This is a genomic window from Streptomyces pacificus, from assembly GCF_011766325.1.
Classification (GTDB): domain Bacteria; phylum Actinomycetota; class Actinomycetes; order Streptomycetales; family Streptomycetaceae; genus Streptomyces; species Streptomyces pacificus.
On record NZ_BLLG01000012.1, the window covers coordinates 121,813 to 137,005 of the forward strand.

Here is a 15,193-nt window from a genome sequence, read left to right on the forward strand (position 1 = left end):
TAAAGTCTCAAGGCGTGAAGCATCTGCGCCCCGTCGACCTGGCCCGTGAGCACGGCATCTCCACCCAGGCCGTCCGCAACTACGAGCGGGACGGCTACCTCCCGGCCGCCCTGCGCGCCCCCTCCGGCTACCGCCGCTACACCGAGACCCACGCGACGGCCCTGCGGGCCTATCTGGCGCTCGTCCAGGCGTACGGGCACGCCATGGGCGGCGAGATCATGCGTTCGCTCAACACGGGCGACCTCGACGCCGCGCTGACGGCCGTCGACCGCGGCCACGCCCAGCTGCTGCGCGACCGGAGCACCCTGGACGCCGTGGGGCGGGCGGTCGAGCACCTCACCTCGGACCGCGGCGCCGCCGAACACACTCCCGCCGACCGCACCCCGCTCAGCATCGGCGAACTCGCCCGCCGGCTGGGAGTCACCGCGGCGACCCTGCGCAACTGGGAGGCGGTGGGCATCCTCGCCCCGGTCCGGGAACCCGTCACCGGGCACCGCTCGTTCGGCGCCGCGGACATACGCGACGCAGAACTCGCCCATCTCCTGCGGCGCGGGGGCTACCCGCTGGCGCACATCCGCACGGTGGTCCGGCAGGTCCGCACGGCCGGAGGCACCGAGGCGCTGTCCGCCGCCCTCGACGACTGGCGGGGGCGGCTCACCGCCCGCGGTGTGGCGATGCTCGAGGCGGCGGCCCGGCTCGCCGGGTACACGGCGCTGCTGGACACCGCCCGGGCCGGACGGCGGACCACCGCCCAGCGGGAGCTGCCGGGTCGATGAGACCGGGTGCCGTCGCCGTGTACGGGTGGGCACGCGGCGCCCGCTGCCCGGCAGGTCGCCGACCGGGCGACATCCATCGGAGCGGAGGCGGTGCTCCACGACCGGCGGCCACCCGCCGACGGCCACGGCGATGTCCCTCAGGGCGGGGGCAGCGCCGTGAGGGACATCGCCGTGGCCGTCGCCTTCGCAAGGTGTCCGAGCAGGGCCGCGACGGCCGGCGGGTGCGGCGGCTCTCCGTGGACCGCGGCGCTGACCACCCTCTCCTGGTCCGGCAGCCGTACCGGCCGCACAGCGTGGTCGAGTCGGGCCGCCAGGGCCAGACCGGGCAGCGTGGTGACGCCAAGCCCGGCGGCGACGAGGGCCTGGACGGCGACGTAGTCGTCGGTGGTGAAGGCGATGTCGGGGGTGAAGCCCGCGGCCTCGCAGCAGCGCACCAGCCGGGTGCGGCACCGTTCGCAGCCGGTGATCCACCGTCGCGTGGCGTGGTCGCCGATCCGGTCGCCCGGCAGGCCGGCCGGGGTCACCAGGTAGACGGGCTCGGTGAGCAGAGGAGTTCGGCGCAGCCCGTCCTCGGCTGCTGGTGGGCCCGAGTACGGGCCCGAGTAGTCGAACAGCAGGGCGATGTCGACCTCGCCCGAGCGCAGCAGCCGGGTCGCCTCGGGCGGTTCGGCCTCGGTGAGGCGCAGTTCGACGTCGGGGTGCGCGGCGGCGAACGCGGCGGCGGCCGGCGGGACGAAGGTGCCCAGGGCCGAGGGGAAAGCGGCCAGACGTACCCGTCCCGCGTGCAGGCCGGTGTGGGCGGCGAGTTCGTCCTCTGCGGCCTCCAGGCGCCCCAGGATCTCCTCGGCCCGCTCGGCCAGCATCCGGCCGGCGCCGGTCAGCCGGACGCCGCGCCCCACCCGCTGCACGAGCCGGCTGCCCGTCTCGGCCTCCAGCCGGGCCAGATGATGGCTGACCGACGGCTGGGCATAGCCCAGGGCGCGAGCGGCGGCGGTGACCGAGCCATGGCGGGCGACCGCGGCGAGCACGCGCAGGCGGGTGACGTCGAGCATGCGGACAACATATCGATGAGCTTGATAGGTGGGCGCGAGAACTGGCATTGGACCGATGCGGCGGCATGCCGGGACGATGGCGGCATGCCCAAGCCTCCTGCCTTCGCCGACGTCCTCGCCGCCCGGGACCTTCTCTCCGGCTACCTGCCCGCCACCCCGATGTGGTCGTATCCCCTGCTCGACGCGGTGGCCGGTACGACCGTCCACGTCAAGCACGAGAACGCCCAGCCCGTCGGAGCGTTCAAGGTGCGCGGCGGGCTGACGCTGCTGTCCGGCCTGACGCCTGCGCAGCGCGCCCGCGGCCTGGTCACCTACTCCACCGGAAACCACGCCCAGTCCCTGGCCTACGCCTGCGCCGCCTTCGGCGCCTCCTGCACGGTGGTGATGCCGGAGACGGTCCCCGAGGCGAAGGCGCGGGCGGCGTCTGCGCTCGGCGCCGAGGTGGTACTGCACGGTCCGGACATGGGTGCCGCGCAGGAGCGGGCCGAGCAGCTGGCGGCCGACGGCGACCGGCATCTGGTCAGTCCCGGCGACACCCCGGCCCTGCTGGCCGGCGTCGGCACCCTGTATCTGGAGCTCTTCGAGGCCCGGCCCGATCTCGACGCGGTCGTGGTGCCCGTCGGTTCCGGCACCGGAGCCGCGGCGGCCTGCCTGGTCGCCGCGGAACTCGCCCCGGACTGCCGGGTGATCGCGGTGCAGTCGTCAGCGGCACCGGCGGCGCACGACTCGTGGCGGGAGGGCGTCTGCGTCCGTCGCCCCAACCGCACCACCGTGGAGGGCCTGGCCACCGGACGGGGCTTCACCCTGCCGCAGCACGTCATGCGCTCCCAACTCGCCGACTTCCACCTGGTCTCCGACCAGCAGATCGCCGCGGCACAGCGGCTCCTCGCCGGCCATGCGCACACCCTCGCCGAAGGCGCCGGAGCCGCCGCACTGGCCGCCGTACTGGCCAGGCCGCAGGAGTTCACCGGGCAGCGCGTCGCCGTGGTCTGCACCGGCGGCAACGCCTCCGCCGGCGATATCGCCGCACTGGGCGAGGGGACCGCGCGGGACGGGGGTGTCACACTGGACGGGGGCGCTGCACTGCGCGAGGGAGCCGCCTCGGACGAGGACCCCACAACGGACGAGGGTGCCGCATCAGCGCCGAGGGGATGATCACGTGGGACCGCGGGGCATACGCAGTGCTCGTCCGGGTCCTCGCCGAGAGGGGCGAGGGGCTGCTCCGCACCGTCCGGCGAAGGGAGCCGGGCCTGACCGGGCATGAACCGTGGATGAGCGCGGGGCCGGCCCTCGCCGAAGGCGAGGTCCTCGCGCCGCCCGTCCGCGGCGCAGCAAAGCCGGCACCCGGCACCCGGCAGACGTCCCCTCCACCGGACGGGAAGAGCCCCTGGCCCCTGATCACGGCCGTTCCCACAGGCGCCGGCGGCTACGCGGGGTCCAGCACGGGACGCGCCGGAAGTCCGCCGCTGTCCTCACAGCGCAGTTCCCTGGCCATGGCCAGGGAGACGGAATGGGCCACGGTCGCGTAGGCGTCCTTCAACGCCTCGGGGTCACCCTCGGGCGGCTTCGGCATACCCCAGCGCTCCACCCCGACGACGATGTGAGCCGCCGAACGCGAGTTGCCCAACTTGACGCTCTTGCAGCCGAAGAAGACATACGCCTTGTCCTCAGCCGCCACGGCCCGCTCGCCCATGTCCAGCTCGGTGAAGTTCGGGGCCGATGCGGCCGTCGGGGCCCTGTCTTCGAGATTCCAGGTGATTCTGAGCTCGAAATCCGGCGTGCCAAGGGGGTTGTAGACACGGCATACATCCTGGGTCAGGGTGGGGACCGGGTAGGCCTCGATGAGGTCCGACGCGGACTTGGCGACGGTGTACCTTTCCGCCGACGCCTCGAACCGCGATGCCCCCGTGATCACCTTCAGCGCCTTGGAGGCGTCGGCGGACACGGCGTCACCACCGCAGAGTTGTGTCCCCCCAACGACCCCGTAGTCCGTCGGAGTCCCGTCCCCGCCTCCGCCCCCCGCACAGGCGGCAGCCGCGAGGAACAACGAGCCGACCACGGCCGCGAAGAGGGCCCGTCCGCACGCCGACCTACGACTGACCACTGTCCCCATCCTTCATGTGTCCTCCACCGCCCACCGCCTCAGCCAGTCTCAGGATCGTTGCCCTGCTGCCTCTCGCGGTCGTTGCCGACCCCGTAGCCGATCAGCATCGACTCGCGTAGGTCCTGGGCGAACTCGCCATTGTTGTCCACGTTGTTATTCCGCAGGAAGCCCTCCATTGGAGACTCGGCCATGCTCTCACCCGCCGTGTAGATCTTCTTCTTCTCCTCCGCGGCGAGCTCCTCCACCTTCTCCTTGTGCTCATCCACCGCGTTGTCCGACACTTCGCCGACCACCTGGCTGATGACCTGCTCGGCAGCACCGCTGGCAGTGTCGACCGCCAGCGGGACGAGCACCGCGTGCCGCCCCCACGGCCGCGGTCGCGGGCAGAAAAGCGACACCCGCCGCGATACCCGCCGTGGCCCCGAACGCGACCCAGCCCGCCCGCTCGGCAACCGCTTCCTCGTAGTCCTCGTGGGTCTTGAGGCTCGTCGCCTCCACCTGGTCGGCCCGCGACTGGTCGAGCATGCCCTGCACCTCGGCGCCCACGCGCACGGTCGCCCTGGCTGCGCCCTCGTTGAGCACCCGGCGTCGCCTTCGGGTGGGCAGCTGGCGCAGACCCTCGACACTCACGCTGTTGTAGTCATCAGCGGTGTTGGAGCCGGCCGAGCCCGGTCGCAGCCGGTTGACCAGCAGTTATTCGGTGTTGTCGCAGAACATCAGCGGCGGGTGGTGGCCATGTCCCTTGAAGTTCGCCTCGGCGCCCTCCTTGTCGGAGTGCCAGGGGGCGGGGCGATTGGCCGGAATCCCGCTGGCACGTTCCCCGTCGCCCACCTTGAATGAAGATCGTCCGGGTAGGCGGCGCACAGGTGGAGAGGTTGCGCGAGCGAGCGGCATCCGCGGCGACGCTGCGGGAACCTGCTGCGGACGCCCGCCATGCAACCCCGTAGGAGACCGACCATGGACGCGCTCGTCTCAGCCGGACGCATGCTGACCGGTCCGAGGGGCCGGCTGCTGCCGGACGGGGCCGTCCTTGTCCGCGGGGGCGTCATCACGGACGCGGGGCCCCTGGCGGACGTCAGGACACGGGCTCCGGACGGCATCGCCAGGTACGACCATCCGGAAGGGACCCTGCTGCCCGGCCTGATCGACGCGCATGTCCATCTGGCCCTGGACGCCGGCCCCGACCCTGTGGCCGCCTTGCGCGAGGCCGACGACGCAACGCTGCGCAACGGTATGGCCGAGCGGGCCGCGCAACTGCTCCGTACCGGTGTCACCACGGCGCGGGACCTCGGTGACCGCAACGGCCTGGCGATCCGGCTCCGCGACGACATCGCAGGCGGGCACCTTCCCGGCCCGCGGATCCTCGCCGCGGGAACGCCGCTGACGGGGCCGGGCGGCCACTGCTGGTTCCTCGGCGGGGAGGTGCGCGGCGAGCGCGCCATCCGCGGCATGGTCCGGCGCAACGCGGCTCAGGGCGTCGACGTGATCAAGGTGATGGCGACAGGAGGCGGCATCACCAGGGGCGGGCCTCCCGTCTGGGCCTCCCAGTTCACGCCCGCCGAACTGTGCGTCGTGGTGGAGGAGGCGGACCGTGCGGGCCTGCCCGTGGCGGCCCACGCGCACGGCGCCGAGGGCATCGCCGCCGCAGTGGCCGCCGGGGTGGCCACGATCGAGCACTGCACCTGGATGGCCCGGGACGGATTCGATGTCCGGGAGGACGTCGTGGCAGAGATCGTCGCCAAGGGCATCCGCGTCTGCCCGGCGGCCAGTCCCGACTGGCGTGGCTTCGCCGAACGCTTCGGCACCGAGCGCGCGGCGGAGATGTTCGGCCGCTTGGGGTGGATGCGCGAGCGGGGCGTGCGGCTGATCGCCGGCACCGACGCAGGCGTGAGCCGTGCCGTCTTCGACGATTTCGTCTCCAGCCTGGAGTTCTTCGCACACATCGGCTGTACACCCGCCGAGATCATCGACCTCGCCACCACCGAAGCCGCCCGCGCCCTGGGCCTGGGCGGCACGACCGGGCGCCTGGAGCCCGGCCATCGTGCGGACCTGCTGGTCGTCCACGGCGACCCCGTCAGGGATCTTCGGGCTCTGCGCCGAGTGGCTCTGGTCATGTCCGGCGGGCGGGTCCATCTGCCGCGGATTCCGCCTGTGTCCGGGTGAGGCGGCTCGACGGGTTTCTCGAGGTCTTCGCCGGACGCCTCGACGACATCGTCCCGGAGCTTCCCGCCGGCCGGCGAGGTGGTGGCGCCCCTGTCGGAGGCCCGGTGGGAGGGCGTGAAGCTGCGGGTATGTCCGCCGCCGGACGCCCGCCCCACCGCGGCCGGCCGGCAGGCGGGCCCGCGGCACGCACGGAGCAGGGGTCGGGCACCTGGTGCCGGCGGTCCGCCGGCACTCCCGAGGCTCCGCCGGAATCGGCGCCAGCGGGGGCGGCACGGGTGTCGCTTCGGTGTCGGGACATCGCGCGCGACGGCCGGCCGGAGGGCATGCTCACCCCCAGTGCTCCTCCTGGTACCGCAGGAGGTCATCGCCGTGGAGTTGCCTGGTGGCGTTGCCGACCCGCACCCAGAAGTCGGTGAAGTCGCCCCCGCCCTTCACGGGTTTGGCGAACACCGGCTTGCCCGCCGCGGCAACGCTGATCTGGCAGACGGCGTTACCGGAGATCTCGGGGAAGCGTACGCGGACGGTGGTCGCTGTCGGGGCGGACAGGCTGCTGTCGAGGAGTTGGCGTACGAAGAGCTCGTATCCGTCCGCGCCCGCCCGCGACTCCAGCGTGGCGAGGTCGTTCTCGATGCCGAGGACGCTCCCGTCGTCGGCGACGCCGATGAACAGGTTTCCGCCCTCGCCGTTCAGGAAGCCGCAGACGGCCTTGACGATGTTGTGCCGCAGGGACTTGTCGGACTGCCGGGTGTGCACGTTCCAACGGGCGCTGGCCTTGAACTCGGTGCCCTGGGACTCACCGGCGGCGATCATGTCGGCCGGGGTCGTGGGGACGTACGCGGGGCGTTCCCCCGTGAGGGTTTCGAACGCTTCCCGCACGACCTTGGCGATCAGCTGGCGCCGCCGCTCCAGGAAGGTGGCGTAGTCGAGCTGTGCCCAGCCGACCGGAAGCGCATGCCACCGCACCTGCCGCTCGAGGACCTGGGGGTCCATCGCGTCGGTGACCCTCGGCCAGTATTCGTGGGGTGCGTCGGTGGTGGACTGCTCGGCCGCCGGCCATGTCACATAGGCCATGTTGGCGATGGCGTTGACTTGGCGCCGGTCGGTGATACCCAGTCCGGCGAGCGCCTTGCGGTGGAACAGGTTGCTCCGGTCGACCGTCTTGGCGGGTTGGACCGAGGGGTCCATCAGATCGCGGATTCGCCGGTTGCCGAAGAGCATCTCGGCGTCGAGGATGTTGAGCGCCGCCTGGTAGGCGAACAGCACCGGTGAACGCGACGAGGAGGTGTCCAGCCGGTTCGGCAGGGAGATGTCCCAGTAGTCGCCGGTGAAGTTCGCTGCGGTGATCCGGTCGAGTTCCGCGATGAAAGCCCGGCCGTCGCCCGGCGGAAGACTGCCGATCCGTCCCAGGTCGAACTCCATCTGCGACTCAGGTGAGTTGGAGTACCGACCGGTGGTGTGCGCCATGAAGAACCACCGGCCGATCACGGGGCGGAGTTCGTCGACCGTCAGTCCGAAGTCGTGGCGGCCGATCAGCCAGACCGTGTAGCTGTACAGCAGGGCGTTGTCGGATGTGATCATCTTCCGGCCGAGGAAGCCGGCTGCCGTGATGCACTGGAAGAACTCGTGCCAGCTGGTCAGGTCCAGGACTTTGGTCTGTGCCTGGGCGAGCAGGTCGAACTGCTTCTGCCGTCGTTCGGAGGTGACCTTGCCGGTTTCGAGGTCCTTTCCCCGCAGGACGCTGTAGACGTGCTGCAGCCGGGCGCGGCGGAAGGCGACAGCGACGGCTACCCGCAGCAGCTGGTCCGGGCTGGGGTCCAGGAAGGCGTTGCGGGGGCTCGGACCGGCCGGCCCTGCGACCACCGCGCAGCGGCTGAAGTCCTCGAGCTGGCGGCGGCCCTTCTCCCAGTGGACCGACATCAGGGTGAGGATGAAGTCGGACTGGTTGAGCTTCACTCCTTCGGAGTTGATGCGCACGAAGATGTCGGCGACCTGCTCCTCGTCGGCCGAGTCGCCCAGCTCCACGACCTGGAAGTGGAACCCGTGCAGATCCCTGACCCTGTACACGCGTTCTTCGAGCTCGTCCTTGACGGCGTCCGGCAAGGGCTGCCCGCCGGCCTGTTCGAGGCGTTGGAAGAACTTCCGGACGGTCGACTTGTAACCGCCCCTGGCCCAGAGCGCGGTGATGTCCGGAATGAAGTGGGCGTCACGCTCGATCGCGGCGTCCGTGACCTCGAACGTCTGGTCCTCGGGGCGGAACGCGATCCGCACGTTGATCTCGTCGAAGGACTTGGAGACGATCTTGCGTCCGGTGAGCACGGCGAACAGGGCGGTCAGCCGCTGCTGCCCGTCCACGACCAGCAGCTGAGGTGCCCGGTCACCGGCTTCCGTTCCGATCCGACGCGTCCCCACCTCGGCACCGGTCTCCCAGAACATCAGGGTGCCGATCGGGTAGCCCCGATACATCGAGTCCAGCAGATCGCGGGTCTTCGCCGCAGACCAGACGAACGGGCGCTGGATGTCGGGCAGTCCGATACGGCCGCCCTCGATGTTCTCGATCAGGTGCCGGAGCGTGTAGTTGGTATCGCGATACAAGGTGGGCGGCACGGCCGGGGGCTCCTTACGTCCGCGGGCAACTGGTCGGCGGAAGCGGTCATGGCGTGGGAACGGCATCAGGTTTCTACCACGCGTACCGGCCGCACCGCAGGGTCCCTGGCCGCTGGCTCCCGTCACGAGGGGCGCCCTCGGCGAGGGGCGCCGTTTCCGCGGGCTCCGGTCCGGCGCCACCTCCCGTGCCGCACACGGGGATTGGGGCTCAGACCGCTCAGACCGCCTTGCCAGGACCGAGACGGCCGTGCACGCCGCGGCGGGTGACCGGGAGCGCTCCGGCCTCCAGGACCGACCTGGACCGACCTGGCTGACCGGTCTGATTGGTCTGCCCGGTCTGCCCGGTCTGCCCGGTCTGCCCGGTCTGAAGAGAGCTTCATGCACCGGTAGTTGACGGCGACCGGGTGTCCCTGGAGCTGCTGCGGGCAACCGGCCGGCGGTCTCGAACAACGACTGCTCGAAACCGCCGGGTTGGGCGGTGGGCTCAGAGGGTGACGACGACCTTGCCCCGGGCGTGCCCGGCTTCGAGGTAGCCGACGGCCTCGGGGAGCTCGCCCAGGGGATAGGTCCGGTCGATGACCGGCGCGACCTTTCCGGATTCGAGGAGGTCGCGGACCGCCTCCAGGCCTTCCTTGGCAGGGTCCGTGATGAAGAAGACCAGCCGCTGCCGCGTGAAGCGCGACAGCACGAGCGCACGGGCCACCCGGCCCAGGGGGCCGAGGAAGCGGCCTCCCGCGCCGCTGACGAGGACGAGCGTCCCCTCCGGGGCGAGCACCCGCCGGTACGCCGACAGCGGACGGTTGCCCACGTTGTCGAGGATGAGGTCGTAGCGCCGCTCGCCGGTGGTGAAGTCCTCCTGGGTGTAGTCGACGACGTGGTGGGCGCCGAGGGTCCGGACCATCTCCACGTTCGCGGCGCTGCACACGCCGGTCACGTCGGCACCCAGTGCCACGGCGATCTGCACCGCGAACGTCCCCACGCCGCCCGCCGCGCCGTTGACCAGTACCGTGTGCCCGTCTCGCAGCCGCCCATGGCGGTGCAGGGCCAGGTAGGCGGTGAGCGCCGCCACCGGCACGGACGCGGCCTGCGCGAAGTTCAGACCGGCCGGCTTCTTCACCACTCCGGCGTCGTGGCGGATCGTGACGTACTCGGCGAACGTACCCAGACGGTCAAGCCCCTGGCATCCGAACACCTCGTCTCCCGCCCGTAACGTGGTGACGTTCTTGCCGACCGCTTCGACGTGTCCCGCCAGGTCGGCGCCCAGTCGGCCGGTCCTGGGCCGTGACAGCCCGCCCTGCACCCGTGTGATGTAGGGCGTGCCCCGCATGGTGTGCCAGTCCAGCGGATTGACCGAAGCCGCCCGGACGCGGACGAGCACGTCGTCGTCGCCGACGACGGGCATGTCGAGGTCCTCGACCTCAAGGACCCCGGGTGGGCCGTAGCTGTGGAACCTGATGCCTCGCATGGTGCCGCCTCTCATTCGACGCTCAGCAGAATCTGTTCGATCGACGCGGTCCGCGCACGCAACTCGGCCAGGTCGGCAGCCACGCGTTTCTGCGCGTCGAGGGTGTTATCGGCGAGTTGTTCGAAACGGTGCACGAGCTGACGCAGGTCGTCCGCCCGGGCGGCCGAGTGCTTCTCCTTACGGGTGTCGAACAGGCCGACGATGACCACGGCGACCAGAAAGGCCGCCACGATGACCACGACAACAAGGAAGATCGCCGAAGGCCAGGACATCTCCCCTCCGAAGGGGTCCATCAGGTGTGCTCCTTGGGTCGGGGACCCTTCTCCGGGTCCTGCTTGGTGAGGGTCTTGGCCGCCTCGGCCACCGCCGACGCGGTCAGGTGCAGGCTGAAGTCGGTGACGTCGTAGTACTTCATGGCCTTGCCGTCCTCGGACAGCTCCAGCCGGCCGACGACCAGGCCCGCGACTTCCAGCCGCCGCAGGTGCATGTGCAGGAGCGGACGGCTCACTCCCAGCTCACGGGCCAGCCGGCTCACGTAGTCGCGGCCCCCGGCCAGTGTCGCGACGATGCGCAGCCGAATCGGATGGGCGAGCGCCGCCAGCATCTCGACCAGTTCGTCTCCGCTCGGGCCGCTTGCTGTCACAAAACACCTCTACGTGTAAGTAGTTTCTGACACGTGTCGAGCCTAACTTGCCGTCACCGGTGCCGGCAAGGGCGAATCCCGGAACAGCCCGAGGCGGGCAAGGCAGGATCCGGAGTCCTGGAAGCCGACGTCCTGTAAGCCGAAGTCCTGGAGCAGGCCCGGGCGGAGGCGGATGCCGCGCGCGAGCAAGCCGAACGGGCCGAGCGGGCCGAGCAGGCCGAGCGGGACCGGGTGCGGCGCGGGCGCAACCCCGTAGGCGTGCGCCTACGGGGTTGCCGGTTCCTGCACCCACGTCGGCCGAACGGCCGCTCCCGGGGACCGGACCTGAAGTCCCCTCATGGTGAGTCCGGTTGCCGTCGCACGCGGGATGCTCCGCGTTCCGGGACGGCGCGAGAGCCGATGCGGACGGGACGGCGGGGCAGGCCCGACCGGGGATGGCACGGTCGGGTAAACCCGACCCCCAGGTCTCGACCTGGGCGTCATGACGGCGCCGGCCAGGGACGGGTGTGATGGACAGGTGCCTGTTCTCCCGATGCAAATACCCGTTAAACGACGGCTGTTGTGGTCCGGCGGCTGGTTTCTGGCGCTCGTGTGGGCCGGGGTGTTCCCTCTCATCGCGGCACCCGGACCGCACCGCCTCTGGGGGGCGTGCGCCTCCGCCGGCTACCTCTGCGCGGCAGCCGCCGCGCTGTGGCCGCGAGGGCTGCGCCTGTCCCTCGGGGCGGCCCTCACCGGCGCGGTGGCCGTGCCGCTGCTGGTGCTGATGGCCGGCGGCGGCGCGCAGAGCGAGGTCTTCGTCATCGAGCGGTCCGGGATGCTGACACTGAGCCAGGCGACCCCGTACCTGGCCGACCCCCGCTCCGTGGTCGAGGTCACGCCGTATCTGCCGGGCATGGCGGTGTTCGGGGTGCCGCGCGCGCTGATCGGCGGCAGCGGCCCGCTGACCGGGATGCTGGGTGACGCCCGGCTCTGGTGCGCGGCCGTGTTCCTCGGCTGCCTGTGGGCGGCGCGCCGCGCGACCCGGGCGGGCAGCGGGCGGGCGGGCAGCTGGCGGGCGGGCAGCTGGCGGGCGGGCGCCGGAGGCACGGTGGACCGGAGCCTCCTCGGCGCGTTCGCCGCCTCCCCGGTCGTGGCGCTGCCGCTGTGCGTCAGCGGTGTGGACCTGCCGTTGACCGGACTGCTGTTCCTGGCGCTGGCGTACGCGGCACGGCGGCGACCGGCGGCCGCCGGGCTGGCGCTCGCCGCCGCCTGCTCCCTGAAGTGGACGGCGTGGCCCGCCATCGCGGTCGCCGTCGCGCTGCTCGCCCAGCGGGGCGGGACCCGGGCGGCCGTGCGGGGGGCGGCCGTGGCGGTGGCGGGCACCGTCCTGCTCGTCCTGCCGAGCGCCCTGCTGTCACCCGGGCCCCTGGTGCAGCAGGTGTTCGCGTTCCCGACGGGGCGCGGGCCGTGGCAGACGCCGGCGGCCAGTCCGCTGCCGGGCCGGCTGCTCGCCGACCTGGGCCCGGCCGGCTGGTACGCGGCGGTCGCGCTGCTGCTGACCGGCGGGCTGGCCGTCGCCGTGTCCCTCGTCGTGCGGCCCCCGTACGGCCTCGTGTCCGCAGCCGACCGGCTCGCCGCCGGCCTCTGCGTGGCGTTCCTGCTCGCCCCGGCCGGGCGGTTCGGGTATCTCGCCCTGCCGGTCACCCTGGCGGTGCTGGCCCGACTGCTGGGCGGCGTCAGCGGGGGTGAGCCCGTACGCGGCCGCGTCGTACGGTCCTCCAGGCCCGCGCGGCCGGCTCATGCCCCGGCCGTACGGAGTGGCCGGTGAGCTCCCGCCCCACCACGGGGGTGGCAGCCGCCCTGCGGCGGGGCGCCCGCCGGTTCCCGTACGCCCGGTTCGACACACCCGGTTCGACACGCCCGGTTCCGGTTCGGAGGACGATGTGGCGGGCCTGCGGGCGTTCGTGCGCCGGTGTCGGTGTACGCGGGTCTCGAGGACCGTGCGACGCGGCCTCGTACGGGAGGTACCCCTGGATGCGGCCGGCACTTACCGGGCCGCCCGGCCTGGTGCACGACGCGGGACCGGGCCGCCGATCTGGGGCAGGCCGTGTCGGCGCCGCCCGGAGGAGGACTGACGGGTCGAGGGCCCTTCCGCGGGGGACGGTGACACGGCCCGGTCAGACCGGCCCAGACCGGCACACACCGGACCGCCTCAGACCGGCCCAGACAGGACCGGCCCAGACCGGCCCAGACCGGACCGCCTCAGACCGGCGGGGCCTCGGGGCGGAGGTGGGCGAGGACCGCCAGCACGCGGCGGTTGCCCTCGGCCGGGTCGAGCTGAAGCTTCATGAAGATGTTGCCGGAGTGCTTGACCACCGACGCCTCCGTGATGGTCAGCCGCCGCCCGATGGCCTGGTTGTTGAGCCCCTCCGCCATCAGGGCCAGCACCTCCCGTTCGCGGGGCGTGAGATGCCGCAGCGGCTCCTCGGCGGTCCGCTGCCGCAGCAGCACCCGCACGACCTCCGGGTCGATGACGGTCTGCCCGCCGGCGACGCGGTCCAGCGCGTCGAGGAAGTCGGTGACCTCCCCGACGCGGTCCTTCAGCAGGTACCCGAGCCCGCCTTCGGCCGACGTGCCGCCGCTGAGCAGCTGGGTGGCGTAGGCGGTGGCGACGTACTGCGAGAGCACCAGCACGGGCAGGCCGGGGTGCCGGGCGCGCAGTTCCAGCGCCGCCTTCAGACCTTCGTCGCGGAAGTCCGGCGGCATCCGCACGTCGGTGATGACCACGTCCGGCCGGTCGGCGTCCACGGCGCGCGCCAGTTCCCCGGCGTCCCCGACGGCGGCGGTCACCTCGTGTCCGACGCGGGACAGCAGCTCCACCAGGCCGGCGCGCAGCAGGACGGCGTCCTCGGCGAGTACTACGCGGAGCACGGCACCTCCACCCGCAGTCGGGTGGGCCCCCCGGCGGGGCTGGTCACGACGAGCGTCCCCTTCAGCACGGCCACCCGGTCCGCCAGTCCCTGCAGACCGGCTCCGGCGGCCGGATCCGCGCCGCCGTGCCCGTTGTCGGTGATGAGCAGGACCAGCTTGCCGCCGCGCAGGCGGCCGACGACGGCGACCTCGTCGGCGCCGCTGTGCTTGGAGGCGTTGGTCAGTGCCTCGGTGACGGTGAAGTACGCCGTCGTCTCGACCGCCGACGGCAGCCGGTGCGGCAGGTCGATGTCGACGGTCACCGGGATCGGGTTGCGCAGGGCGAGTTCGGCGACGGCGGCCGGCAGCCCGTGGTCGGTGAGGACCTGGGGGTGGATGCCGCGCACCAGGGAGCGCAGCTGGTCAAGGGCGTGTCGGGCCTCGCCGCGGGCGCGGGCGATCAGCGGGGTGGCCGGCGAGTCCTGGCCGCGCAGCTCCAGTTCGGCCAGGCCCAGGGTCATGCTGAGCGCGACGAGCCGCTGCTGCGCGCCGTCGTGCAGGTCGCGCTCGATGCGGCGCCTCTCCGCCTCGAAGGCGTCGATCAACCGGGCCCGGGAGCGGGTCAGTTCGATGACGCGGGTGCCCAGGTCCTCGTCCCGCGCCGACAGCAGGGACTGGGCGACCCACACCTGCGCGCCCGCGAGCAGCCCGCCCGCATAGGCCGAGACGAGCAGTCCGAGCAGTCCCGCCGCGCTGCCCGGCAGGGCCGCGACGGGGTCGGAGATCGGTTGGCCGGGCACCAGCATCACCGTGTCGGGGGCGATCGCCCACACGATGACGGGCGTCGCCGTCAGCAGCACGGACAGGCCGAGCAGGGCGGTGAAGCCGATCCCCGTGGCGGTGAACACGACGCCCAGGGCGAGCGTGTACCCGAGCTCCCGCCAGGTGGCCCGCTCGCGCAGCCGGGTGCGCAGCCACGGCCGGGCGCCCGTACCGGGCAGGGAGCCGTGCGGGTCGAGGAGCGCCTCCGGTTCGACGAGCCGCAACCGCCGCCGCTCCAGGGCTGCGACGGGGACTCCGAAGACCGCGGCCGCCATGAGGACGAGCAGTCCGACGCCCACCGCGGACAGGCCGACGCCGACGACGAGGAGCGCGGCGAAGAGCAGCAGCGCGACGAAGCCCACGACGGTGCCGCTCACCAGGAACGCCCAGCACCGCGGCGGCCAGGTGGAGAGCACGAAGCGCAGGGGGCGCCGTCGCATGGCTTCCCATACGGCGACGGTCATGGTGCGTGTCCCTCCGAAGCCGTGGCGCGTGCCGGTCCACCGGGTACCCTAACCGGCCGGCGCGGCTGGATGGACGGCAGGGAGAACGCTCCCTCCACGGCTCCGAGCAGGCCCGATCTGCTGCTGGTGGCACGCGCTCCGATCACGAGGAATTCGGCTGCCCCGCGCCCGCCACGCACCCGCCACGCGCTCGCCACGCACCCGCGCCCGA

General features: G+C 72.4%; 13 protein-coding genes and 1 pseudogene. 4 read left to right on the top strand and 10 right to left on the bottom strand.

The features are described 5' to 3' along the window. The first annotated feature begins 14 nt into the window (after window positions 1–14). Window positions 15–776: a TioE family transcriptional regulator gene (locus SCWH03_RS19740; RefSeq protein ID WP_173265598.1), complete on the top strand. Its 762-nt coding sequence runs from the start codon at window positions 15–17 to the stop codon at window positions 774–776. 137 nt (window positions 777–913) lie between these two features. Here SCWH03_RS19740 and SCWH03_RS19745 read toward each other — a convergent pair whose 3' ends face one another. Next, window positions 914–1,828, bottom strand: coding sequence for a LysR family transcriptional regulator (locus SCWH03_RS19745; RefSeq protein WP_173265599.1), 915 nt, complete (start codon window positions 1,826–1,828; stop codon window positions 914–916). Window positions 1,829–1,912: 84 nt separating this feature from the next. Here SCWH03_RS19745 and SCWH03_RS19750 point away from each other — a divergent pair, with 84 nt between their 5' ends. After that, window positions 1,913–2,983, top strand: coding sequence for a threonine ammonia-lyase (locus SCWH03_RS19750; RefSeq protein ID WP_254076875.1), 1,071 nt, complete (start codon window positions 1,913–1,915; stop codon window positions 2,981–2,983). 271 nt (window positions 2,984–3,254) lie between these two features. Here SCWH03_RS19750 and SCWH03_RS19755 read toward each other — a convergent pair whose 3' ends face one another. The 3 genes and pseudogenes from SCWH03_RS19755 to SCWH03_RS19765 form a co-directional block, all read right to left on the bottom strand. Continuing rightward, the gene (locus tag SCWH03_RS19755) at window positions 3,255–3,941 is read right to left on the bottom strand and encodes a hypothetical protein (protein ID WP_254076876.1); all 687 of its coding nucleotides are present in this window, start codon (window positions 3,939–3,941) and stop codon (window positions 3,255–3,257) included. A gap of 29 nt (window positions 3,942–3,970) precedes the next feature. Beyond that, window positions 3,971–4,511, bottom strand: a pseudogene (locus SCWH03_RS19760) (hypothetical protein); the annotation flags it as partial. A gap of 114 nt (window positions 4,512–4,625) precedes the next feature. Beyond that, a complete protein-coding gene (locus SCWH03_RS19765; RefSeq protein ID WP_173265600.1) occupies window positions 4,626–4,763 on the bottom strand; it encodes a hypothetical protein in 138 nt (45 codons plus the stop codon). A gap of 126 nt (window positions 4,764–4,889) precedes the next feature. Between SCWH03_RS19765 and SCWH03_RS19770 the strand changes: the two genes are divergently transcribed. Continuing rightward, window positions 4,890–6,095 carry an amidohydrolase family protein gene (locus SCWH03_RS19770; protein WP_173265601.1) on the top strand — a complete coding sequence of 402 codons (1,206 nt, stop codon included), beginning with the start codon at window positions 4,890–4,892 and terminating at the stop codon, window positions 6,093–6,095. Between the two features lie 327 nt (window positions 6,096–6,422). On the opposite strand, the gene SCWH03_RS19775 is transcribed toward SCWH03_RS19770, so the two are convergent. The 4 genes from SCWH03_RS19775 to SCWH03_RS19790 all read right to left on the bottom strand — a co-directional run bounded on the left by SCWH03_RS19775 (window position 6,423) and on the right by SCWH03_RS19790 (window position 10,768). Then, on the bottom strand, window positions 6,423–8,699 hold the full coding sequence (locus tag SCWH03_RS19775; protein ID WP_173265602.1) for a GmrSD restriction endonuclease domain-containing protein: 2,277 nt from the start codon (window positions 8,697–8,699) through the stop codon (window positions 6,423–6,425). A gap of 484 nt (window positions 8,700–9,183) precedes the next feature. After that, window positions 9,184–10,164, bottom strand: coding sequence for an NAD(P)-dependent alcohol dehydrogenase (locus tag SCWH03_RS19780; RefSeq protein WP_173265603.1), 981 nt, complete (start codon window positions 10,162–10,164; stop codon window positions 9,184–9,186). An 11-nt stretch (window positions 10,165–10,175) separates the two neighbouring features. Next, window positions 10,176–10,457: a hypothetical protein gene (locus tag SCWH03_RS19785; protein ID WP_173265604.1), complete on the bottom strand. Its 282-nt coding sequence runs from the start codon at window positions 10,455–10,457 to the stop codon at window positions 10,176–10,178. Then, a complete protein-coding gene (locus tag SCWH03_RS19790; RefSeq protein WP_216854771.1) occupies window positions 10,457–10,768 on the bottom strand; it encodes an ArsR/SmtB family transcription factor in 312 nt (103 codons plus the stop codon). Before SCWH03_RS19790 ends, SCWH03_RS19785 begins: the two co-directional genes overlap by 1 nt. Before the next feature lie 571 nt (window positions 10,769–11,339). Here SCWH03_RS19790 and SCWH03_RS19795 point away from each other — a divergent pair. Further along, a complete protein-coding gene (locus SCWH03_RS19795; protein ID WP_254076877.1) occupies window positions 11,340–12,614 on the top strand; it encodes a glycosyltransferase 87 family protein in 1,275 nt (424 codons plus the stop codon). 434 nt (window positions 12,615–13,048) lie between these two features. On the opposite strand, the gene SCWH03_RS19800 is transcribed toward SCWH03_RS19795, so the two are convergent. Next, window positions 13,049–13,717 carry a response regulator transcription factor gene (locus SCWH03_RS19800; RefSeq protein WP_173265606.1) on the bottom strand — a complete coding sequence of 223 codons (669 nt, stop codon included), beginning with the start codon at window positions 13,715–13,717 and terminating at the stop codon, window positions 13,049–13,051. Further along, window positions 13,705–14,982, bottom strand: a complete 1,278-nt coding sequence (locus SCWH03_RS19805) for a sensor histidine kinase (RefSeq protein ID WP_173265607.1) — start codon at window positions 14,980–14,982, stop codon at window positions 13,705–13,707. The genes SCWH03_RS19800 and SCWH03_RS19805 overlap by 13 nt, the downstream gene beginning before the upstream one ends. Between the last annotated feature and the right edge of the window lie 211 nt (window positions 14,983–15,193).